Here is a 21,334-nt window from a genome sequence, read left to right as displayed (position 1 = left end):
AAAAAAATTAGGATTTAGATATCATTTTTGAGATTAATAACTGTCAAAAGAATAGCTAGTAAGGAAAGACCAACAAATAGCATCCAAGTCAACTGTATATTCCATACAGCTATAAGTGAAAAACAAGCTGTTCCCACAGGTATGGATAAGGTAAACAATAAACCCAAAAAATTACTGGTACGAGCTAGAACCTCTGGATCTAGATTTTTCATGAGCATGGCACTAATCTTTGGTTGAACTTTACCAGACACATACAGAGTTAAAAAGAGAAATAGTAAACCAAGCACGACTTGATTAAATACGTTAGCTAGACCAACTAGACTGAGTCCTACGGTCGCCCACATCATCAATCTAGGCAAAGACTCCTTCCCAAAATAATCATTGCCCGTGAGGCTACTGATGATGACTGCTACTAAAACACAGGCTTGATTGATAAATAGTGCCTCTGTGTAAGAAAAATTCAAGAGTGAATGGCTCAAAAAGAAGATGTTATAGATGCTTCCTAAAGCCCCACCCAAGGCATTGATAAGCAAGACAGCAAAGATCATGAAACCAAAGTTTTTCTGTCCACCTTTAAGAAAAACGAGACGTAAATTTCGGTAAATTGTTAGGAACTGGTCTTTGATAGAAAGCTTCTCATTTTTTAGTTTTTCACCATCAGCAGATGACATTGACAGGCTTAATTTGCTTTTTCCTAAAAAGAGAATAAAGGCTGATACTAGGAAAAAGCAGGCATTGATTCCCGCAACAAGGGAAAAATTGTTGACCGATAGACCTAAAAGCCAGACTCCAAAAGCTTGACCACCAATAGCTGAAATATAGGTGATAAACTGGGAAAAAGAATAAGCCTCCATCAAATCATTTTCAGCCACTTTTTCCTTAATAAGAGGCATGCGCAAACCACCTGCAAAATCACTGATCACATCACTGATGACATTGATCAAACACAGGCTAGAAAAGGCAAAGAGACTAGCTTGCTGAACAACTAGGGCTGCCAGAAAAAATAAAACCGCCTGAAACAAACCGCTATAGACCATCCATTTGACCTTGTCCCTTGTGTAATCTGCCCGAATCCCTACAAAAACTGTAAAGAGAGTCGGAAGAATCATGACAATATTCGCCATAGCAACAGCAAAAGAGGCTTGTGGCAAGGTCGATGCATAAACGATAAATACCAGGTTAAAAATCGAAGCACCAAAGGCATTGAAGAAGCGCGACAAAGTCAAGAGTCGATAAGCTTGATTTCTAAACAATAGTTTCATAGGTAATCTCCCTTCTTGTTATAATCCCTATATGAAGTATGACTATAGTATAGCACTTAGAAATTGAAAGGGAAAACTTTTGAATATATGCAACACACAAAATGAGCAAAGAAACGATAGAACTTTTGTAACGACCTGAGAGTAGTCAAAAGTTCTATCGCTTAAATTTTCAAATTATTTTCTTAGTTTGCAGATATTAAACAATCGGTTGTATTTCTGTAGTATTCAGCAGATTTGTTACAACCAAGCATCTCAAAAATATGGACAGCATCTTCCATCTTTTTCTGACCTTCCTTGACTCTACCCTGCTTGCTATCAAGAAGACCTTCAGCCCACAAATAGACAATTCGGAAATAGGTCTCATTTTCCTTGTAGAAATGCTCTTTGATGACACGTTTAAAATAAGAGGCATTGGTAAATTCTTCACACTCAATGCTGGCTAAAAAACCATTCAATAGCATAGTATGAAAAAGGTTTCGACTACTAGACATTTCCATTAGAAAATCGGATTTGCGGACCATTTCTCGTACATATCTAGTAAAAAGAGAAACAGACAAGAACGGAGAACTGACTGAGAACAAATTGAGTTCATAGATTCCCCAAATCTCGGTAGAAAACAGGTAATCATGAAGGACTTTCCCTTCCTCTGCTGTTAACTCTACCGTTTCATCCATGCTCTTCATATAAGACTTGATCATAATGGCATTTAGAATATGTTTCTGTTTGTTTTGAGAATCAGCATGCTTTTGATACTCCTTATGATACAAATCCTCAAGAGGTGCTATGTTCTTTGGGTCCAAGATATCTGTGATTTCTTTTCTCAACTCAGAATCTGTATCATACTGAAAACCTCTCGCCAGAAAGAGGATTTCCTCTACACTCGCAGATATATTTTCTAGGGCAAACAGAAACTTTCCCACCGAAAGTTCACTCTGACCTGTTTCAAATCGGGACAACATGGACGGCGAAAATTGTCCACCAGTTGCTTGTCTCAGCGAGATATTTCTTGACTCTCGTAATTGTCTAAAGACTTTTCCAATCTGCTCCATAGACTTCCCCTTAATTGAGTATTTTCTTCATTTTATCATATTTTTCAGAAAATTCATCAAAAACTTGCCAAATTGTCAGAATTATGAGAAAATAGAGGATATTTATCACGTGGAGGGACTGTTATGAGAGACGATATCAAAATCAATGACCGCGCTTTGGCCTTACAAGACCAAATTATCGAAAAACTAGAGAAGGTTTTTGATACAGATGTGGAATTGGATGTGTATAATCTGGGCTTGATTTATGAAATCAATCTGGATGAAACAGGGCTCTGCAAGATTGTCATGACCTTCACTGATACTGCCTGCGATTGCGCAGAAAGCTTGCCTATCGAAATTGTGGCAGGTCTGAAACAAATCGAGGGTATCGAAGATGTCAAGGTTGAAGTTACCTGGTCGCCTGCCTGGAAGATTACACGAATCAGTCGCTACGGCCGTATTGCCCTTGGACTGCCACCTCGTTAAGCAGGCAAATCACTTTTGAAGATAAAAAGAAGCAAGCCGAAGATGGCTTGCTTTTTGATACTCAATGAAAATCAAAGAGCAAACTAGGAAACTAGCCGCAGGCTGTACTTGAGTACGGCAAGGCGACGTTGACGTGGTTTGAAGAGATTTTCGAAGAGTATGAATTTATTTTTTACCTGACTTGTCCATATTCCAGAAGTCCGTCACGGCCCCGCGTGAAGCAGATGATACGATATGGGCATATTTACCGAGGACACCACGGCTGTAAAGTGGTGGCAAGGTTGTTGCTGCCTTGCGTTTTTCAAGTTCTTCTTCGGATACGGCCATGGAAATTTCTTTGGTATCTTGGTCGACCGTGACGATATCACCTGTACGGAGGTAGGCAATCGGTCCACCATCCTGAGCTTCAGGGGCGATATGTCCGACAACCAGACCATAAGTACCACCAGAGAAACGTCCGTCTGTCAAGAGGGCAACCTTATCTCCTTGACCTTTACCAACGATCATGGATGAAAGTGATAGCATCTCAGGCATACCAGGACCACCCTTAGGTCCAACGAAACGAACAACGACTACATCGCCATCAACGATTTCATCTGTCAGAACGGCCTGAATAGCATCTTCTTCTGAGTCAAAGACCTTAGCTGGTCCAACGTGACGACGCACTTTAACACCTGATACCTTGGCAACCGCGCCATCAGGGGCAAGGTTCCCGTTCAAGATAATAAGCGGACCGTCTGCACGTTTTGGATTTTCAAGTGGCATGATGACTTTTTGACCTGGTGTAAGGTCTGCAAAGTCAGCCAAGTTTTCAGCGACTGTCTTACCAGTACATGTGATGCGGTCGCCATGAAGGAAACCATTTGCCAACAGGTACTTCATAACCGCAGGTACACCACCGACTTCGTAGAGGTCTTGGAAGACATACTGACCAGATGGTTTCAAATCAGCCAAGTGAGGCACACGTTCTTGGATCGTATTGAAGTCCTCAAGTGACAAGTCAACATTAGCAGCATGGGCAATGGCAAGCAAGTGAAGAGTGGCGTTTGTAGAACCACCGAGAGCCATCGTTACAGTGATGGCATCTTCAAAGGCTTCACGAGTCAAGATATCTGATGGTTTGAGTCCAAGCTCCAGCATCTTAACAACAGCACGTCCTGCTGCTTCGATATCTTCTTTCTTGTCGGCTGATTCAGCTGGGTGAGATGAAGATCCTGGCAAACTCATACCGAGAACTTCGATAGCAGTCGCCATGGTATTAGCTGTATACATACCACCACAGCCACCAGGGCCAGGGCAGGCATTACATTCAAGACGTTTTACGTCCTCAGCTGTCATGTCACCATGGTTCCATTTTCCGATTCCCTCAAAAACAGAAACCAAGTCAATATCTTTGCCATCAAGATTTCCCGGTGCAATAGTACCACCATAGGCGAAAATAGCTGGAATATCCATGTTGGCAATAGCAATCATAGAACCAGGCATGTTCTTGTCGCAGCCACCGATAGCAACGAAGGCATCGACGTTGTGACCACCCATCGCCGCCTCGATAGAGTCCGCAATGATATCACGAGATGTTAGAGAGAAACGCATACCAGGCGTTCCCATGGCAATCCCGTCCGCTACGGTAATGGTTCCAAACTGTACAGGCCAAGCACCTGCAGATTTGACACCTTCTTTAGCTAATTTCCCGAAATCATGCAAGTGAATGTTACATGGTGTATTTTCCGCCCAAGTCGAAATCACTCCCACAATCGGTGTTTCAAAGTCCTTATCTGTCATACCAGTCGCTCGAAGCATAGCACGGTTTGGTGATTTAACCATGCTATCATAAATGCTACTGCGGTGACGTTTATCTAATTCAGTCATCTTATCCCTCCCGTTTCAGTTTTTACTATTATAGCACATTTTAAAGGCAATGAACAGAAGAAAATTCTTGAATTTTCAGAAAATTCTATACAGCAATATTTTCTTTAAAAATGTTACATTTATTTCTTGACTTTATAAATTAAAGTGATATCATTTAGATATCATAAAGCAGGAGGTCATTCTTATGACTGAAAAACTAATCAATTCAAAACCAAATGGTGTATTCGCATTAATTCTCATTGAATTGACACTCGTACTTGGTATCTTTATATTTATAATGGGTGCTGGTTCGGAAAACGTTTTTGGAATTATTATCGGTCTTTTATTAATCTTAATTTCAGTTCTAGCTCATGCTGGTTTAAAAGTTGTCAAACCTCAGGAAGCTCTGGTTTTGACCCTCTTTGGTAATTATACAGGTACCATCAAAGAACCTGGTTTTTACTTTGTCAATCCTTTTAGCATAGCAGTCAACCCTGCAAACCACACTCGACTTGGTCAAAGTGGTGATGTTAGCACAAAATCTCCTTTTTCAGGAATGAAATCATCAAATGGCAATGATGTAAACCTTGAAATTGGCAAGAAACAGATTTCCCTCAAAGTTATGACTTTGAGCAATTCCCGTCAAAAGATTAACGATTGCTTAGGTAACCCTGTTGAAATTGGAATTGCGGTAACTTGGAGAGTTGTCGATACAGCCAAAGCAGTCTTCAACGTTGATAACTATAAAGAATATCTCTCATTGCAGTGTGATAGCGCCCTTCGTAATATTGTCCGCATCTATCCTTACGATGTGTCTCCTAATGTAGATACTACAGGGGATGGACAAGCAGATGAAGGTAGTCTCCGTGGCTCTAGTGAAATTGTAGCTAACCGTATTCGTGAAGAAATCCAAAGTCGCGTAGAAGATGCTGGCTTGGAAATCCTTGAAGCACGTATCACTTATCTAGCTTATGCACCAGAAATTGCAGCTGTTATGCTTCAACGCCAACAAGCATCTGCCATTATTGATGCCCGTAAGATGATTGTAGACGGCGCTGTGGGAATGGTTGAAATGGCACTAGAACGTCTCAATGAAGGAGAATTGGTAGAACTTGACGAAGAACGAAAAGCTGCCATGGTTTCAAATCTCCTAGTCGTTCTCTGTGGTAATCATGATGCACAACCAATTGTCAACGCAGGAAGTCTTTACTAAAGATGGCTGAAGCTAAAAAAAAGCAGATTCCCCTTCGACTCTCAACAAAGTTATACGCTGCACTCGCATCATGGGCAGAAGACGACTTTCGTTCAGTCAATGGGCAAATCGAATATCTCCTTACAGAGTGTGTCAAGCAACGGAAGAAAGACGGAAAATACGTATCAGAAACCATTGACGAACCATTTGAGATTGATATTTAACACCTTCTCCTGTCTGCTAGATCGGACAGGAGAATTTTTTCATCTTTTTTTTGTCAAGTAACTTTACTTTACAAAAAAGTTTTGATATACTATTAAAGTTGATGAAAATCAAACCTAACTGAATTATATCTTAAAAGGAGAAATCAAAATGGCAGTACCTGCACGTCGCACTTCAAAAGCGAAGAAAAACAAACGTCGTACCCACTACAAAGTAACAGCTCCATCTGTAAACTTTGACGAAACTACTGGAGATTACTCACGTTCTCACCGTGTATCACTTAAAGGATACTACAAAGGACGTAAAATCGCTAAAGCTGCATCAGCTGAATAATAGAAGGGAGATACCATGCGCGTAAATATCACACTTGAACACAAAGAATCTGGTGAACGCTTGTACCTTACTTCTAAAAACAAACGTAACACTCCAGACCGTCTTCAATTGAAGAAATACTCACCAAAACTTCGCAAACACGTTGTGTTTACAGAGGTTAAATAAGGGTTCACTACACGTCAGTAGACTTTAGAAACCTTGATTTAAAGCAATTCTTGAATTTCGAAATTTCACTACATTGCGATATGAATCAATCGAATCACTACCTTTTTCACTACCTTTTATGTAATAAGAAACTGATTCGTTTATTTAAAAAGAAGAGGAACTTTAGTGTCAAGCTCCTCTTTTTTATTTGCTCTTTTACTTACAAATCGTAAGACCTGGTTTGGAAAGTATGAATTTCAGTTGGACTAAAAACAGCGTAATATCAAGACTTTTCTCCGCTTTTATAAAAGCGTTTTTCCAATCAAATTCAACTAATTTTATCTAAATGGTGTGGATTTTACCCCCAAAATTACAGAGAATGGAGCTGATAAACACTAAACGTTCACACCATTAGTTAAATGATTTTTTTCATCATTTTTCTTAGATGATAGAACTTCTAATTTATTTCTTATTCAAGCAAAAACAACCTGCTATAAGTAAGAAAGAGGAAGATACAAGAAAAACACGGCGTAAAAACCGATTCAGTTCATTGTCCTCAATCCTTGTCTGCTTCATTTTCTTTTACGAGATCGTTTTGTGAATCTTTTTCAGAGAGTTTTTGATCAATATACTTGTCAATGTTTTCATAAAATTCCTTGGTCGCTTCACTATCTAATGTTGGCGAGTTCTGAACTTGATTCACTTTCAATTGAACAGATTGAATACCGTAAGAGGCTTGTTTTTGGTGGAGTGTTTCTAATTCTTCTTCTGAAATCGGATCTCCAACAACCGTCAAGACCAATTCATTGTTACTTGACTTGTAGACTTGATTAATAACCGTATAATTGGCGAACTCTTTTCCTACAAACTGTTTGATCCCTTCTTTGCGCGCTTGTTCTATTGTCAGAGTAACTGCCGAATAGCTAGCTGGAAGAATCAACAATACAATCAAAGAAATCAAGCCAATTCTCATTTTAATGCTCAGCTCTTTAAATGAAGTTAAAGGAGATTTTCTCATCAAAATTCTTGTTCCAACAATGTTGGCTAGCATGATAAAGACACAGTTGATCAAGAAAAGATAGAGAGCCCCCAATAAAAATCGTACATTCCCATTAGCTAAACCATAGCCAGCAGTACAGATAGGCGGCATCAAAGCTGTAGCAATGGCTACTCCTGGCACGATATTGTTTGCTTCTTTTTTCCTTGAACCGATCACACCAGCAATCCCACCAGCAATAGCAATGAGAACATCCCAAATGGTTGGAGAGGTTCGTGCGATCAACTCGCTACTTGCATAAGACAAGGGAGAAATCCAGAAATACAGAGTCGAGACAAGCAAACTGACCAACACTTGAGTCAATAAAACCTCTAGAGATTGCTTGATTAAACGCGTATCAAAAATAGCTAAACCGAATCCCAGTCCAACAATCGGTGTCATGAGAGGTGAAATTAACATGGCTCCAATAATAACAGCTGTTGAATTCATATTTAGACCGATAGAGGCAATAAAAATTGCACACATCAAAATCGCTGTATCTCTCAATCGAACATGAAGGTCATCGTATAATTTCTCACGGTATTCCCGTGTTGAATAATTGGCAGTCATTTGTCCTCTCCTCTTTCCTTATTTAAATCGGTATAATAATTAATAATAACAGCTGATAAACAGCCAAAAAATATGAGCCCATAAATCGTCAAGAAGACACTGGTAATCCTTCCAATCAAGGTCACAGCTAGGAGATCCCCGTAGCCGACAGTCGTCGAAGTCACAAAAGCATACCAAAGACCGTCTCCGTAATTTGTGATAGCAGGTTCAACTAGGAAAAGCACGCCTCCTGACCCAAAAACAAAGGTCACAAAACTCAGAGCAAACCGAGTAAAACCCGTAACCTGTATAATATGCCATAACATTTTTAAACGTCTCATTTGTTCTCCTTATTCATACTAGCTCCTGACCGAGCCGTTTTTTCCAATAATCAAAGTGAAGATAGGACATGATCTCCATCAGAGAAAGATAGACAAACTGATAGATCTGATTTAAGCTGATTATCAACTGATATTGTTTGAAAAATGACTGGAAGAAAGACCAGATATGACTGTCTTGAATCAGTCCCTTCTTAACATCAGACAGGATATTAGCTAAAGCTCCCAAGGACTGAAACGGTAAATCCTTGACATTTATATAGATCCGGTCCACCACATCATTCAGACTGGTATCTTGGATGGCATGAAATTCTCCAAAGAGAACTCCTGCCGCTCCAAGAGTAGAAACAAATTCCACCAAATAATTTCTGAGGAAATTTTCTCAACCTTTTCCCATAATGTGTTTAGTGCCATCCATAACGATCCCAACCAGAAAAAGGAAAGAAAACAAGCAAAGAAATTTTGCCGTAAATCCCAAAAAGCTTCAAGACTTGGTGTTGTTGGTTTTTCTAACTCTAAAATCAAGATGGTCATAATAATTGCTAGAACAGCATCTGTCAATACAATTAATCTGTCTTTCTTCATCAGATTACGTTGCCTTTCATTTTGTAGTATTCTATCTCATCGTATAATATTTATTAATCTTAAATATTGGATAGTCACTTCATATTTTGAGTACAAACAAGATACACTAAAAAGCATGTATCTGTCATATTTTATTTAACTTTAGAAATATTCATCCATCTAATCAATAAATATATCATATTTCACAATAAATGACTACTATCAAAGATACATTTTCTTTCAGATTTCTCCCTTTTAAACTTGGCTAACTTGACCTGCATTACCTAGGTCGCTTTGCTTTAAATTATACTTTTTTCTTAAAGATTTGCTACGAGTAGTCTTTCATGTGAGTAATTTTTATCAAAAAATTTCATAGATAAGTCCTATATATAATCATGATAAAGTAGTAAAAATAGTTGTTATCCTAGTTGATTAAAAAAGTCTTTGATTTCCTCATCTTTTATAAAATAATATATAATTTTCCCCTCTCTTCTAGTATCCAAGATGTTTTGATTGGCTAGTTTACGAAGATGGTGGGAGGCAGATGCCATACTGAGATTTAGTAAACAGGCTATATCACAGACACAGAGTTCTTCAACAGCAAGGAGATAAAAGATGATATTTATCTGTTTATTATCGGTAAACTTTGATAAAATACGAAGTGATTTTTGGACTTTTTCCTTTTCAAGGTAGTTCGTTGCGGTTGTAACATTTTGCTGATTTATAATATTCACTTGGCAGATACTATCTTTTTTCATAATTTTTTCTCCTAGCCGAACACAGTCCTTAGCATGTTAAAGCTGTTGTTTTCAATCAGGATATACATCCCCAGTCCTAAATAAACAACGGCAATAAACCATCTGCTATATTTTTCCAAAGTTTCTCCAACAGAAGGGACTTGTGCCAATTTTTGGGCAGAAAAAACCAAGAGATAAATCATGACTAGAAAGGTAAGTAAAGCCACTATCAAATTCGCTAAATTTAAGGTAATAAAATATGGGACAAAAACACCAATATTGTCAGCACCACAACTTGCAAAAGTAATCATAGCGACTAGAAAAATCAGGTTTTTATTATCTTTGCGCAAACCATCTTTTGCAATAGCTTCTCCATCAGAATCTCCTAAAAGCAAAACTTTGAGTCCTAGGAAAATTGGAATCAAACCGAGCAAACCTAAAATCTCTTTACTAGGAATATAATTTAAGACAAATGCAAAAAGTAAACTTAGCAATATTAGACTAACAGAGCCTAGAAATTGTCCTAAATAGATGTTAATGATGTCTTTTCTGCTTTTTCTTTTGGCAAAAAATAACATTAGGATAATAAGTAAGTCTACGGCTGTCCCAGAATACAGGATTATTGAAGTAACAACATTTTGAACCATAAAGCACCTCATTCAAATATATTTTTGAATGTATTTTAACATTAAACTTTGTAGATGTCAACTTCAGCTCCATCAAAATATAGATAAGAAGGTAGTGTCCCAAACATTAAAAAGCCCTGCCATCGAAATGATAGCAGGGCTTAACTTCAATATCCAGATGATATATTTATCTAAAAAAGGTAGAGTAAAAGGTAGAGTTTTTATTGATTTGTAGTGCGATATAATGAGTTTCCAAAAATCAAAAATCGCTTAAAATCAATATTTTGACATCTATTGACGTGTACTGAAACCCTTACTTAACCTCTGTAAGGATATAATTACGGTACCAGTATATCATAAATAATAACAAAATCTTGACTTTCCGAAAAATAAGTATTTTCCGGAAAAATATCGAAATTAAATCAAAACTAAAAATATCTCATACATTTGAACTGCACCCCAAAAGTTAGACAGAAAAAATCTAACTTTTGGGGTGCAGTTCATCAAAGGTGCTTTTCATTTTAAAAAACTTGTGGAAAAACTTCATCCCATATATCTACTAAGCTTTTCCCGTCAAATACTTTAGCTTCCATAGCTTCATCAATTGTATCAAACTGCTGACCTTCATAATCATAACCAACTACACATATACTCGATAAAAAGCAAGCACCTCGGCTATTATAATTAAATTCAAGATCTTTGTCTAAATATTTTTTAATTTCATCCTTTTTCATATAGGACCATCCCAACTAAAACAATCTCAACAAACAAGATTTTTTCCTTAGATTCTATTCCCACTACTAGCTTTCTATGATGCTGACGATTTCATCTTCAAAATATTCATAAAGAGTTCCATCAACATCTACCAGCAAGGAGTCAATCTCCTCGTCATTGTCAGAGGCGTCACAATAGTCTTCTACAAATCCTCTAACTACCGCGCCATTTTTTAACGTGATAATTACATCTGTACGGTTAAATTTCCAGAGTGTCATTTAAATATTCCTTTCAATATTGGCTAATTGCTTTGCTTTTTCGTAGTAAGGTGTTAAGAAATCGATAAAACCTTGTTTGTCGCTTGGATCATGTTCCTCTAAAAATATCATCAACTCAAAGTCATTGAGAGCGTCAAACATTTCAGAGTTTTCATTATCCCAAGCCTCGGAAAATTCCGCATCTTCTCCAAAAAGAGCGTTAAACGTAAAGGAAAAATCCCAAAAATTATCAATCTGACCACTGACTGTTTGCTGGAGCATGTCTAATACTTGTTGACTATAACCCATTACCCTTCCCCTCCTAATAAGAACGTTGTAGCATATTGAGCTACGTTCCAAAAATTTAACAGACAAAATCTAATTTTTGGGGTGCAGTTCATTCATCAAAGATGATTTTTATTTTAATAATACTGCACTTCAATTCCATCCATAATTTCTACTAAAGTGTTATCGTCAATTTTTAGAGAAATCAGATCAATGAATGATGATACCTGGTATTCCTTATCTCCAATCACCACTACAATATCATGAACAGAATTAGGAAAAACCCCACATACTTGACCATTATAATCAAAAGAGGCATCCCAACCATTGTCATATAACTCTTGTAAATCATCTAATATTGCCATATAAACTAAATCCTTTTCCATAGTGTTTTCTTTCAAATAAGGCAGGTAAAAGCACCTAGATTGTTCTAAGTCCTATGAGATTGTTTTAATCGAGACAATCTCACTCTCAAAGAGAGAAATTTCAGTAGCTTCATCTGGACTAGGATTAGCAATGAGAATAGTGATTTCATCTTGCTCATCATTGTCCATTTCGTCAACAAAGTCTATGACACGTCCCTTGATTATCTTATCGCAATTAGTGACTATCTGAACCCTTGATCGAAGATACTTCCAAAGCTGTTTACTCATTTATTTTCCTCTCTGCTATTTTTTCGATAGTTCTTATACTTTTTATAGTTAGTCGATAAAATCGCCTAGGTTGAACTAAGCTCTAATAATTTTTATTTCCTTGATAATATCTTCAGGATATGAGCGATCATCTATGACTAATTCGTCAGGAGCATCTAAAGCATAACTGTCAAATCAATCAACCACCCTACCCTTGATGTAGGCCCCATCTTCTAAAATAAGGCGAACATTTTTATCAACATATTCCCATAATTTCATTAAGTTCCTTCTCTCTAACATCGGAACAATATGACCCAATATTAGTTATTTACTAATGGCTTTTAGTTCCTGTTAAAAGCATTATAGCACACCTTACTTGCTAAAGTACAACAAGCACCCCATTAGACTAACCTGCTACTTTGCTTTCTTGTAAAAATGTTGTATACTTAAGTAAATAAAGGAAGTAATCTTGTTCCCCCCTGTCTACTATGTGGTCGGAATGATGGTTACTTCTTTTTTCCCCCTTACTATCTCAATAGCCTTGTATTTAAAAGTTTTTTAGGCTATAATTAAATTAACGAATAGAGGTTTTCCATCTCCCCTTGAAACAGATCTTTCTGCGGTAGGAGGTGGGACGCCTCTATTTGTTTTTTAAGTCAAAATGATGTAAAATTAATTCAAGAAAGAAGTGTGGTTTTCCCGCCTAAAAGCTCTATAGCTGTGGGAGGGTCACGCTTCTTTTTACCTCTCAAAAGAGAACGCAAAAAAAGCCGTCTCATTCTTTGAAGCAGCAATGAAATCAATCTAGCAAATATCTAAGCAAACCCAGAAATCAACCTTTTAAGACAAAGCAAAAAGCCCACTGTTGTAGGCTTTCTGTAAGATATTTCTTAAAATTAAAGCATCTTGTTGTAGAATTCAACGACAAGTGCTTCGTTGATTTCTGGGTTGATTTCGTCGCGTTCTGGCAAGCGAGTCAATGAACCTTCCAATTTTTCAGCATCGAATGATACGAATGCTGGACGTCCAAGAGTAGCTTCTACTGCTTCAAGGATTGCTGGAACTTTCAATGATTTTTCACGAACTGAGATTACTTGACCTGGAGTTACACGGTATGATGGGATATCAACGCGTTTTCCGTCAACAAGGATGTGACCGTGGTTTACGAATTGACGAGCTTGACGACGAGTAGTCGCAAGACCAAGACGGTAAACAACGTTATCCAAACGACGTTCCAAAAGAAGCATGAAGTTGAAACCTAGGATTCCGCCTTTGATTTTTGTAGCTTGTACGAACAAGTTACGGAATTGTTTTTCACCTACACCGTAAGTGAAACGAAGTTTTTGTTTTTCAGCCAATTGCAAACCGTATTCTGACAATTTAGAACGGTTGTTTGGTCCGTGTTGTCCTGGTACGTAGTTACGACGTGCCAATTCTTTACCTGTACCTGTAAGTGAAAGGCCAAGGCGACGAGCTTGTTTCCAAGATGGTCCTGTATAACGTGACATATGTATGTCCTCCTGATATAAATAATATTTGGCGGAAATAGTCACTTAGAAAGCCCTGATTCGTGCAGATGCCCTTCGCCTAAACAGCCAAGGTTACTTGTCATAAGACACCTGTTGACGAGCTTCATGCTTTCCTGCTGCTATTTCACACAAAGGCTATTGTACCATGAAAAGCTAGATATGTAAAGGGATTTTACAGCTTTATTTCAAATTGAGGCTGAATGTAAATTTGCTTCCTAAGCCATATTGACTTTCTGCTGTGATTTCGCCACCAAGCTGATGGGCTAGTTCGCGTGCAATCGCAAGTCCTAATCCATGTCCACCTGTCTTCATATTGCGCGAAGTTTCTACACGATAAAGTCGTTTAAAGATCTTTTCCAAATCCTCAGGAAGGATTCCCTGACCCTCGTCTTTCACACTGATTCTCAGCTCTTGTTCTGTTAATTGGGCAAGAACCTCGATTCTGGTTCCTGGTTCTGAATATTTAAAGGCATTGTTTAACAAATTGACCAGAATGCGAGAAAGTTTGTCAGAATGGCTCTTGATTTTCGCCGACTCAGGTGATACTTGAATGTAAACATCTCGCTCCTCTTGTTCAATCTGGAGTTGAAATTCACTCATTGACTCAATCAACAGCTGATCTAAAAAGACCTCTTCGACTTCTTCATCAGCAGTATCTTGAGGTTGGGTGTTAAGAGTCAGAACATCCAATTCCTCCACTAGCTTGTTTAGACGCTCGGTTTGCCGACCAATCGTGGCTAAGTAGTGGAGTCGCTCCTCTTCCTTAATCACTCCATCTAGAATTCCCTCCACAGTAACCTGAATGGAGGTAATGGGAGTTTTAATATCGTGAGAGAGCTGCGCAATCATCATTCTCTTTTCTTGCTCGCTCTCATCAAGTGATTGAAAGGTGGCTTGCAAATTGTGGGACATGTCATTAAAAGCCTGGCCCAGCTCTTGAAATTCTAATGGTCCCTTGGTTTCAATTTCTGTGCTGAAATCCTTGCTTGCTATATCCTGAGCTTGTTTTTTCAAATGTTTCAGAGAAGAGAACACTGGCGACAAAAGAAAGATGCTCACTGCAGCGCCAATGAAACTAGCAATCAAGGTCATTCCAACGAGAAAGTAAACTTCACTTTTCTCGATCAACATCCGTTGGACTGCCCAGAAAACGACCAAAATCGTTAGTAGAGTCGACACTAGATACCCCACTAAAATATAGTTTTTTAATTTCATGTTCTACCTCTTGGTCTTTCCATCTTATAACCCAAACCCCAGACAGTTTTGATAGCAGGAGCATTTGAATTCGTATACTTGGTCAACTCTTGCCTCAAAGCATGGATATGAACATTGAGTGTATTGGTATCATCCACATAGTCCTCTTGCCATACCTTCTCATAAAGTTCCGTCTTTGAAAAGACTCTCTCGGGATTGCTGGCTAATATCCATAGAAGTTCAAAGGATTTTACTGTCAATTCCAAAGGTTGCTCCCCAATGCGAACCTCATGAGTCACATGGTTGATCACTAAGTCACCAAACTCGATCTGTTCTGTCTCTCCTCCACGGCTAAGGCGACGCAAGATATTATTCACTCTTAAAACCAATTCGCGTGGGCTAAAGGGTTTGACTATAAAATCATCTGCCCCCAAACTTAATCCATAAATCTTATCCTGTTCGCTTGTCTTAGCAGTTGTAAAGAGGAAGGGTTGATCCGGAGCGATATACTGAACTTCACTGATAAAATCATACCCGTCCATATTGGGCATCATGATATCTGTGATAATGAGGTCGATAGATTTTTTTCTGAAAAGCTCTAATCCCTCCTTGCCATCATGGGCGACCAAAACGTCGTAACCCGCCTGTATAAGATAGCGGTGTTGAATATCTAGAATATCTATTTCATCATCAACCAGCAAAATTGTCTTTTTCATCTGACACTCCTTCGATAAAAACAGTGTTATACTTGCTTTAGTATAACACTATTTTCTCTAATGTTTAAGTGATTTGAATCTTAATCTTCTCGTTTGGTTGTCAAACCCAAAAGTCCAACAAGACCTGCCAAGGCTAGACCAAAGATACCAAGGCCTGCTGTAGCCGTTTTAGCTTCCCCAGTATTTGGTAGCATCGCTTTATCATCTTTTTTCATCATATTAGCCATTGGGCTAGAAGCTGGTTGATCTACTTTCATATCTGACATATGGTGATTTGTACCCATCATACCCTCAGTCGTACCTGTAGAGCCTGTTTCAGAAGGCTTCGTATTCATCTGACCTGATTGAGATGGTGTTGTCGCCATTTCTTTTCCACGAAGCTGAATCGTTACTTGACGAGTAGCAATCAGATTAGTCAAATCAGGTTTGCCATCTTTAGAACCATAGACTTTAACAGTAGCTAGATACGTATGTGTTCCGTTAGCTCGAAGTTGATCCAGCAAGGCCTGACCATCTTTGCCAACCGTATTGCCATTCAAATCCACTTCGTAGAAATATTGACCTTTAGCCAAGCCTTCAAGTGGCAATAGAGCTGGATTTTTAGCTGTTCCGTTGTCTGACCATGGGGCTTTGTCTGAGGCTTTTAACAAGAGGCGAGTCAACATACCATCTCCACCAAAAGCTTCGTATGGAATGACTTGGTTGACACCAGCTGTGAATGGACCTGGGAAATTGGCTCTATCCAAGTAAGAAGCTGGGACATCTACTGTGTCTTTAGTGTTGTCAGCCACACCTTTTTGCACTTCAGCTGGAGTGGTCAAACCATTCAAGTTAACATCCAAATCTTTAGTCGCTACCAGATTAGTTAAGTCAGGCTTGCCGTCTTTCGCACCATACACCTTGATGGTAGCTTTATAGCTTTGTGTACCGTTTTGTTTCAAGAGGTCAAGCAGCTCTTTATCTGATTTTCCTTGGGTGCCTGCTAAATCCACTTCGTAGAAGTAAAGGCCTTTGCCCAATTTTTCTACTGGTGGGAGAGCAGGATTTTTAGCTGTTCCATTATCTGACCATGGAGCCTTATCAGAGGCTTTCAAGATAAGACGAGTTAACATGCCATCACCAGCGAAGAATTCGTATGGAATGACTTGGTTGACACCAGCTGTAAATGGTCCTGGGAAATTAGCTCTATCCAAGTAAGAAGCTGGGACATCTACTGTATCTTTGGTGTTGTCAGCCACACCTTTTTGGACTTCAGCTGGAGTGGTCGCTGGTTGTGCTTCACTGGCTTCACGGTCTTGTCCAGAAACTGTAGACTCAGGACTTTCCACAGGTTTAACTGCATCTTCTGTTTGTTTCTTAGAGTCAGCTTGTGCTTGCACTTCTTCTTTTGGTGCTACTACCGGCTCTTTAGCAGTTGCGTCCGCTTTTTCTGAAGAGCTTGTGGTATCCACACTTGCTTTAGGTGTTGGAATAGACTGTTCTGAAGGAAGAGCTACATCGACTGCTTTTTTGAGAAGCTCTGCTGGTAAGTCGCTCTTTTCACTCACCGAAGCAGCATCTGACACGACTTGGGCAGGAGTCGGATTGACGACATCAGCACGCGCAGAACTTGGTTGACCAACTAGGACAAAGAAGCCACTAGCCACAACAACTGAAGCAACACCGACACTGAGACGGCGAATAGACCAACGAGTATATCTCTGATTTGGATTGAATTTCATAGGATTCTCCTTAGAGTTTTCTTTTTTTGATGACTCTAGTATAATCTCCTAAAATTAAAAAGGATTAAGAAAAAGTTAAAATTTTTCTTAAATCCCTCTTATGAAATACTTATATTGACTCGTTAATTATTTGGAAAGAGAGTAGCCCTTCCTCTCCTACTCACTCAGTTCAGCTAGAGTGTCCAAATGTTGGTTATTAATGACTGCCATGATGTAGGCATCTGCCTGCAAAAGGTCATTGGGTCCGAATTGGACATCCAGAGGAGCATTTTCGTAGGCACGAAAGCCAAGTACGTTGAGGTTGTATCGCCCACGTAAATCTAGTTGACTGAGGCTTTTACCTACCCATGATTGGGGGATTTTCATCTCGACAATCGATACATTCTTGTCCAGCTGAAAAACGTCTACGCTGTTATGAAAGAGGATGGTCTGTGCCAATGAGCGCCCCATTTCAAACTCTGGTGAGATGACTGCGTCTGCGCCAATTTTTTCCAACACCTTTTTAGCTGTATGGCTTTTGACCTTGGCAATGACGGTCGGCACTCCTAGACTCTTACAGTGCATAACCGCGAGAACACTGGACTCCAGATTTTCACCCGTTGCGACGACTACGGTATCACAGGTGTCAATCCCCGCTGATAGAAGGAGTTCTTCATCCGTAATATCGCCCACTACCCCACGAGTTAGCACAGGTTCTAATTGATTGATACGTTCCTCGTGGTCATCAATAGCAATGATATTCATGTCATGCTTGGCTAGAGCTTCCAAAACACTGCTCCCAAAAATTCCCAAGCCTAAAATTCCAATTGTCCGATCTGACATCGTTTTTCCTTTCTTATCCGATAGTGATATCTGCTTTCATATAGTGAATCGTATCTTTCTTGTCTGGCTGGTATTCCGCTACACTGACCAGTAGTGTCAATGGGCCAATACGGCCGATAAACATCAACAACATAACGATACTGAGGGCTATCTTGCCTAACTCCGGCGTTAAATTTGCCGTTACCCCAACAGTTGCAAGGGCTGAAATGGTCTCAAACATGAGGTAGATAAAGCGCGGATTTCCCTCTGCTGTTATTCCTAGCAGGATCAAGCCCAGCAAGAAAGTTAGCAAGAAGATAATAAAGACACTGAAAGACTTTTGTACGGTTCGGGGTTCAATGGTCCTCCGAGCCACATTAACATGAGGCAAGCCCAATAGTTCACTACGAGCAAAGACCAACAAGACAAAGAAGGTCGTAATCTTGAGCCCCCCTGCTGTCCCTCCAGGCGCCCCTCCCAGAAACATCTGTAAGATATAGATGAACAAGGTCACCGGTCGAGCCTGGGTGTAGTCAATAGAAGCAAAGCCTGCCGTTCTCATGCTGACGGTCTGGAAGAAACTAACCAGCAGTTTCTCTGGAGCGCTGAGATTTCCAATCGTTCCAGGGTTGTTCCACTCGATGAACAAAGTCGATACGGTTCCAAAGAGCAAAATTCCCGCCGTTAAAAAGAGAACCAACTTGGTATGGAAACGCAGGCGCCGTTTTTTCTTTTTTCCAAACTGGGTCGCTAGATCAAACCAGACCATAAATCCTAGCCCCCCCGTGATAATCAAACCTGCAATCACTAGATTGATTAAGGGATCCGTTTGAAAGGCTACCAAACTCGTACTTCCAAAATTATCAAATCCAGCATTACAGAAAGCTGAAACAGCCAAAAAGATAGAGGTTAGAATCCCTCGCCCCCAACCAAATTCGGGGATAAAGCGAAAACTCAAGAGAAAGGCACCAATCCCTTCCACCAGAAAAGTCGTCAGAAAGATTGAACGGATGAAATCCTTTAGAGACTGGGTTTCTCCATAACTAAAACTTTCTTGAATAGTCTCACGACCACGAAGACTGAGCTTTTGCTTGCCTTTGATATAAAAGATTCCGATAAAGGTCATGAGACCCAATCCACCGATCTGGATCAAAATCATACAGATCAACTGGCCCCAGATATTGTAAGTAGAGGCTACTGGCTGGGTAAAGAGCCCTGTCACACAGACCATAGACACAGTCGTAAAGAGATGATCAAAGTAGGTCGCTTGTGACGTTCCTGCTTGCACAAAGGGAAGGCTTAAAAGGAGCGAACCCAGGAAGATAACTAGGGCAAAACTTAAAAAGATGCGACGGGCTGGCGATAAACGTCCCAGTGTCGTCCTGATTTTTTCCAAAAAAGATTTGAATAACATAACTACATTCTACCATAAAAACAGTAAGAGCACTCACATGTGGTGCACAATGGCAAGACAGAGTTCGAGTGCCTTATCAAAAGCTTCAGAGCCCCAGTCACGACTGTCGTAGTTGTCCAGATCTGCCAAGGAATCTGCAGTAAAGAGCAATTCCCCCCAGACAACACCACGTAGTTGGGCCACTGCCGCAAGAGCAGAGCACTCCATCTCCACAACAGCACAGCCTTCTTCCTTACGATAAGCCACCTTTTCAGCCGTCTCTCGGTAAAAACCATCTGTCGTCCAGGTCATAACTTCCTCATAAGGAATACCTCTTTGTTCCAAGACTTGCTCAATAGCAGAGATAGCCTCAATCTGCATCTCCATATAACGAGAAGGCGCTACATAGTGGTAGCTGGTTCCCTCATCTCGCAGAGCGCGAACAGGGACGAGAAAGGCATTCTCCTCTATATCAGCTAGGACGCCACAGGTTCCAGTGGAAATGATTTGCTCCACACCATAGCCAATCAACCAATCCATAAACTGGGCCGCTGGGGCAGAGCCCACGGGTGCCTGGGCCAGACAGATCTCCTCGCCCTTGTAGTTGAGGACGTAGACTGGATAAGTCTTGGTGGCCGAAACGAACTCACCAATGCAGTCAGCACCTACTTCCTGAGCATAGCGGTCAATCTCTTCCTCCAAAAATGCATAGATACACTTCTTTGGCAACTTTAAGTCCAATCCCTCATGCGTTGGCATAAGGATCGCTTGGGGATTGTCGTCAAACTCTAAAATGGGAATTGCATGTTTCTGAATCATAGCCCACCTCCTGTAATTTTGTACTATTGTATCAAAAACTGACGGAGTGTCAAGGAAGTGGCAATCAAATACTCTTCCCCAACCTACAAATAAGATGCCAATTAAAACAAGTCTAGTGAAAAACTTTAAAACCTAAAAATACTACTATAAAAACGAATGATGATATTTAGTTACAGGAAAACTACTTATCATTCATTCGTTTTTTAATTACTATTGGACAATATTAATCTTTAGTGTCAGCTAACTATTTACTGAAAAGAATTCCCTCAGCGAGCTCGACAAAAACCGGTCTCTTTTTAATTTTCTTTCACAGGGATTTCCTTGATGACACGCGCAGGATTCCCAGCTAGGACAACATTGTCTCCAAAAGACTTGGTAATCACGGCCCCTGCTCCTGCAACGACATTATTTCCCAGTGTCACCCCAGGAAGGACAATGACGCCACCTCCAGCCCAGAAATTGTCTCCAATGGTGATGGGCTTGCCGTATTCGACCCCTGAATTGCGTTCATCCGGATCCAGTGGATGGAGTGGGGTTAAAAACTGACAGTTGGGACCAATCATGGCGTTGTTCCCGATGCGAATCGGACAAACATCCAGCATGGTCAAGTTCCAATTAGAATAAAAATTTTCTTTTAGATGGATATTGACTCCATAATCGACCACCAAGCGTGGATTGACATAGAGATTTTCCCCGGTTGAACCAAACCAGGTCTTGATAATATCCGCTCCCTTCAAGGGATCTTCTTCTCGGTTAAAGGCAGACTGTTTTTGGCGAGAAGCCTGCGCCAAGGTCTGTAATTCAGGATCCGACGGACGGTAAGGCTCCCCTGCTATCATTTTCTGGTATTCACTGGTCATCTTATCACCTCATACTTACTTTGGACCCATCATATCAAAAAGCCTTTG

At 39.9% G+C, this 21,334-nt stretch carries 28 protein-coding genes; 6 read left to right on the top strand and 22 right to left on the bottom strand.

Annotated elements, in window-relative coordinates:
• Positions 1–14: 14 nt before the first annotated feature.
• Both MK385_RS08280 and MK385_RS08275 read right to left on the bottom strand, forming a co-directional pair.
• A complete protein-coding gene (locus MK385_RS08280; protein ID WP_268725795.1) occupies positions 15–1,262 on the bottom strand; it encodes an MFS transporter in 1,248 nt (415 codons plus the stop codon).
• Between the two features lie 182 nt (positions 1,263–1,444).
• The gene (locus tag MK385_RS08275; protein ID WP_268725794.1) at positions 1,445–2,311 is read right to left on the bottom strand and encodes a helix-turn-helix domain-containing protein; all 867 of its coding nucleotides are present in this window, start codon (positions 2,309–2,311) and stop codon (positions 1,445–1,447) included.
• Between the two features lie 123 nt (positions 2,312–2,434).
• Here MK385_RS08275 and MK385_RS08270 point away from each other — a divergent pair, with 123 nt between their 5' ends.
• A complete protein-coding gene (locus tag MK385_RS08270; RefSeq protein WP_001204052.1) occupies positions 2,435–2,776 on the top strand; it encodes a metal-sulfur cluster assembly factor in 342 nt (113 codons plus the stop codon).
• 165 nt (positions 2,777–2,941) lie between these two features.
• Here the strand turns inward: MK385_RS08270 and ilvD are convergent, their stop codons facing one another.
• Positions 2,942–4,645, bottom strand: coding sequence for a dihydroxy-acid dehydratase (gene ilvD, locus MK385_RS08265; protein WP_268725793.1), 1,704 nt, complete (start codon positions 4,643–4,645; stop codon positions 2,942–2,944).
• A 184-nt stretch (positions 4,646–4,829) separates the two neighbouring features.
• On the opposite strand from ilvD, the gene MK385_RS08260 reads away from it, so the two are divergent.
• The 4 genes from MK385_RS08260 to rpmG all read left to right on the top strand — a co-directional run bounded on the left by MK385_RS08260 (position 4,830) and on the right by rpmG (position 6,536).
• The gene (locus MK385_RS08260; protein ID WP_000136839.1) at positions 4,830–5,837 is read left to right on the top strand and encodes an SPFH domain-containing protein; all 1,008 of its coding nucleotides are present in this window, start codon (positions 4,830–4,832) and stop codon (positions 5,835–5,837) included.
• A gap of 2 nt (positions 5,838–5,839) precedes the next feature.
• On the top strand, positions 5,840–6,040 hold the full coding sequence (locus tag MK385_RS08255) for a type II toxin-antitoxin system antitoxin (RefSeq protein ID WP_000796544.1): 201 nt from the start codon (positions 5,840–5,842) through the stop codon (positions 6,038–6,040).
• A gap of 148 nt (positions 6,041–6,188) precedes the next feature.
• The gene (gene rpmF / locus MK385_RS08250; RefSeq protein WP_000290417.1) at positions 6,189–6,371 is read left to right on the top strand and encodes a 50S ribosomal protein L32; all 183 of its coding nucleotides are present in this window, start codon (positions 6,189–6,191) and stop codon (positions 6,369–6,371) included.
• A 15-nt stretch (positions 6,372–6,386) separates the two neighbouring features.
• A complete protein-coding gene (gene rpmG, locus MK385_RS08245; RefSeq protein ID WP_001265622.1) occupies positions 6,387–6,536 on the top strand; it encodes a 50S ribosomal protein L33 in 150 nt (49 codons plus the stop codon).
• A gap of 535 nt (positions 6,537–7,071) precedes the next feature.
• Here the strand turns inward: rpmG and MK385_RS08240 are convergent.
• From MK385_RS08240 to MK385_RS08215, 6 genes are all read right to left on the bottom strand, one after another.
• Positions 7,072–8,121: a DUF389 domain-containing protein gene (locus MK385_RS08240; RefSeq protein WP_000126416.1), complete on the bottom strand. Its 1,050-nt coding sequence runs from the start codon at positions 8,119–8,121 to the stop codon at positions 7,072–7,074.
• Positions 8,118–8,441: a potassium channel family protein gene (locus MK385_RS08235; RefSeq protein ID WP_001253404.1), complete on the bottom strand. Its 324-nt coding sequence runs from the start codon at positions 8,439–8,441 to the stop codon at positions 8,118–8,120. Before MK385_RS08235 ends, MK385_RS08240 begins: the two co-directional genes overlap by 4 nt.
• A gap of 13 nt (positions 8,442–8,454) precedes the next feature.
• A complete protein-coding gene (locus MK385_RS08230; RefSeq protein WP_000397556.1) occupies positions 8,455–8,796 on the bottom strand; it encodes a hypothetical protein in 342 nt (113 codons plus the stop codon).
• Positions 8,721–8,972: a TMEM175 family protein gene (locus MK385_RS08225; RefSeq protein WP_260469555.1), complete on the bottom strand. Its 252-nt coding sequence runs from the start codon at positions 8,970–8,972 to the stop codon at positions 8,721–8,723. The genes MK385_RS08230 and MK385_RS08225 overlap by 76 nt, the downstream gene beginning before the upstream one ends.
• A 449-nt stretch (positions 8,973–9,421) precedes the next feature.
• Positions 9,422–9,760 carry a Cd(II)/Zn(II)-sensing metalloregulatory transcriptional regulator CadX gene (gene cadX / locus MK385_RS08220; protein WP_000711083.1) on the bottom strand — a complete coding sequence of 113 codons (339 nt, stop codon included), beginning with the start codon at positions 9,758–9,760 and terminating at the stop codon, positions 9,422–9,424.
• Between the two features lie 11 nt (positions 9,761–9,771).
• Positions 9,772–10,386 carry a CadD family cadmium resistance transporter gene (locus tag MK385_RS08215; protein WP_000250556.1) on the bottom strand — a complete coding sequence of 205 codons (615 nt, stop codon included), beginning with the start codon at positions 10,384–10,386 and terminating at the stop codon, positions 9,772–9,774.
• Between the two features lie 28 nt (positions 10,387–10,414).
• On the opposite strand from MK385_RS08215, the gene MK385_RS09805 reads away from it, so the two are divergent.
• On the top strand, positions 10,415–10,600 hold the full coding sequence (locus MK385_RS09805) for a hypothetical protein (RefSeq protein WP_009013804.1): 186 nt from the start codon (positions 10,415–10,417) through the stop codon (positions 10,598–10,600).
• A gap of 286 nt (positions 10,601–10,886) precedes the next feature.
• On the opposite strand, the gene MK385_RS08210 is transcribed toward MK385_RS09805, so the two are convergent.
• The 13 genes from MK385_RS08210 to MK385_RS08150 all read right to left on the bottom strand — a co-directional run bounded on the left by MK385_RS08210 (position 10,887) and on the right by MK385_RS08150 (position 21,286).
• Positions 10,887–11,099 (bottom strand): hypothetical protein, encoded by a 213-nt coding sequence (locus MK385_RS08210; RefSeq protein ID WP_000710706.1) that lies wholly within the window; start codon positions 11,097–11,099, stop codon positions 10,887–10,889.
• Positions 11,100–11,165: 66 nt separating this feature from the next.
• Positions 11,166–11,357 carry a hypothetical protein gene (locus MK385_RS08205; RefSeq protein WP_000177340.1) on the bottom strand — a complete coding sequence of 64 codons (192 nt, stop codon included), beginning with the start codon at positions 11,355–11,357 and terminating at the stop codon, positions 11,166–11,168.
• Positions 11,358–11,645: a hypothetical protein gene (locus MK385_RS08200; RefSeq protein ID WP_000542381.1), complete on the bottom strand. Its 288-nt coding sequence runs from the start codon at positions 11,643–11,645 to the stop codon at positions 11,358–11,360.
• A 113-nt stretch (positions 11,646–11,758) separates the two neighbouring features.
• Positions 11,759–11,986 (bottom strand): 16S rRNA processing protein RimM, encoded by a 228-nt coding sequence (locus MK385_RS08195; RefSeq protein ID WP_326845584.1) that lies wholly within the window; start codon positions 11,984–11,986, stop codon positions 11,759–11,761.
• A gap of 72 nt (positions 11,987–12,058) precedes the next feature.
• The gene (locus tag MK385_RS08190) at positions 12,059–12,274 is read right to left on the bottom strand and encodes a hypothetical protein (protein WP_000043341.1); all 216 of its coding nucleotides are present in this window, start codon (positions 12,272–12,274) and stop codon (positions 12,059–12,061) included.
• Between the two features lie 875 nt (positions 12,275–13,149).
• A complete protein-coding gene (gene rpsD, locus MK385_RS08185; RefSeq protein ID WP_000092756.1) occupies positions 13,150–13,761 on the bottom strand; it encodes a 30S ribosomal protein S4 in 612 nt (203 codons plus the stop codon).
• A gap of 201 nt (positions 13,762–13,962) precedes the next feature.
• Complete coding sequence (locus MK385_RS08180) at positions 13,963–14,997, bottom strand: sensor histidine kinase (RefSeq protein ID WP_000769387.1); 1,035 nt, start codon at positions 14,995–14,997, stop codon at positions 13,963–13,965.
• A complete protein-coding gene (locus MK385_RS08175) occupies positions 14,994–15,692 on the bottom strand; it encodes a response regulator transcription factor (protein ID WP_033583600.1) in 699 nt (232 codons plus the stop codon). The genes MK385_RS08180 and MK385_RS08175 overlap by 4 nt, the downstream gene beginning before the upstream one ends.
• 80 nt (positions 15,693–15,772) lie before the next feature.
• Positions 15,773–17,413, bottom strand: a complete 1,641-nt coding sequence (locus MK385_RS08170; RefSeq protein ID WP_268725791.1) for an SSURE domain-containing protein — start codon at positions 17,411–17,413, stop codon at positions 15,773–15,775.
• 156 nt (positions 17,414–17,569) lie between these two features.
• Entirely contained in the window at positions 17,570–18,235 is a 666-nt protein-coding gene (locus MK385_RS08165) for a potassium channel family protein (RefSeq protein ID WP_268725790.1), read from the bottom strand.
• Between the two features lie 13 nt (positions 18,236–18,248).
• Positions 18,249–19,628 (bottom strand): TrkH family potassium uptake protein, encoded by a 1,380-nt coding sequence (locus MK385_RS08160; protein WP_268725789.1) that lies wholly within the window; start codon positions 19,626–19,628, stop codon positions 18,249–18,251.
• Between the two features lie 33 nt (positions 19,629–19,661).
• Entirely contained in the window at positions 19,662–20,426 is a 765-nt protein-coding gene (locus MK385_RS08155) for a nucleoside phosphorylase (RefSeq protein WP_268725788.1), read from the bottom strand.
• Between the two features lie 296 nt (positions 20,427–20,722).
• Positions 20,723–21,286, bottom strand: coding sequence for a sugar O-acetyltransferase (locus MK385_RS08150; protein ID WP_268725787.1), 564 nt, complete (start codon positions 21,284–21,286; stop codon positions 20,723–20,725).
• Positions 21,287–21,334: the final 48 nt, after the last annotated feature.

Source organism: Streptococcus oralis, from assembly GCF_026782125.1.
Classification (GTDB): Bacteria; Bacillota; Bacilli; order Lactobacillales; family Streptococcaceae; genus Streptococcus; species Streptococcus oralis_CE.
This window is presented reverse-complemented; position numbering and strand designations above follow the sequence as displayed.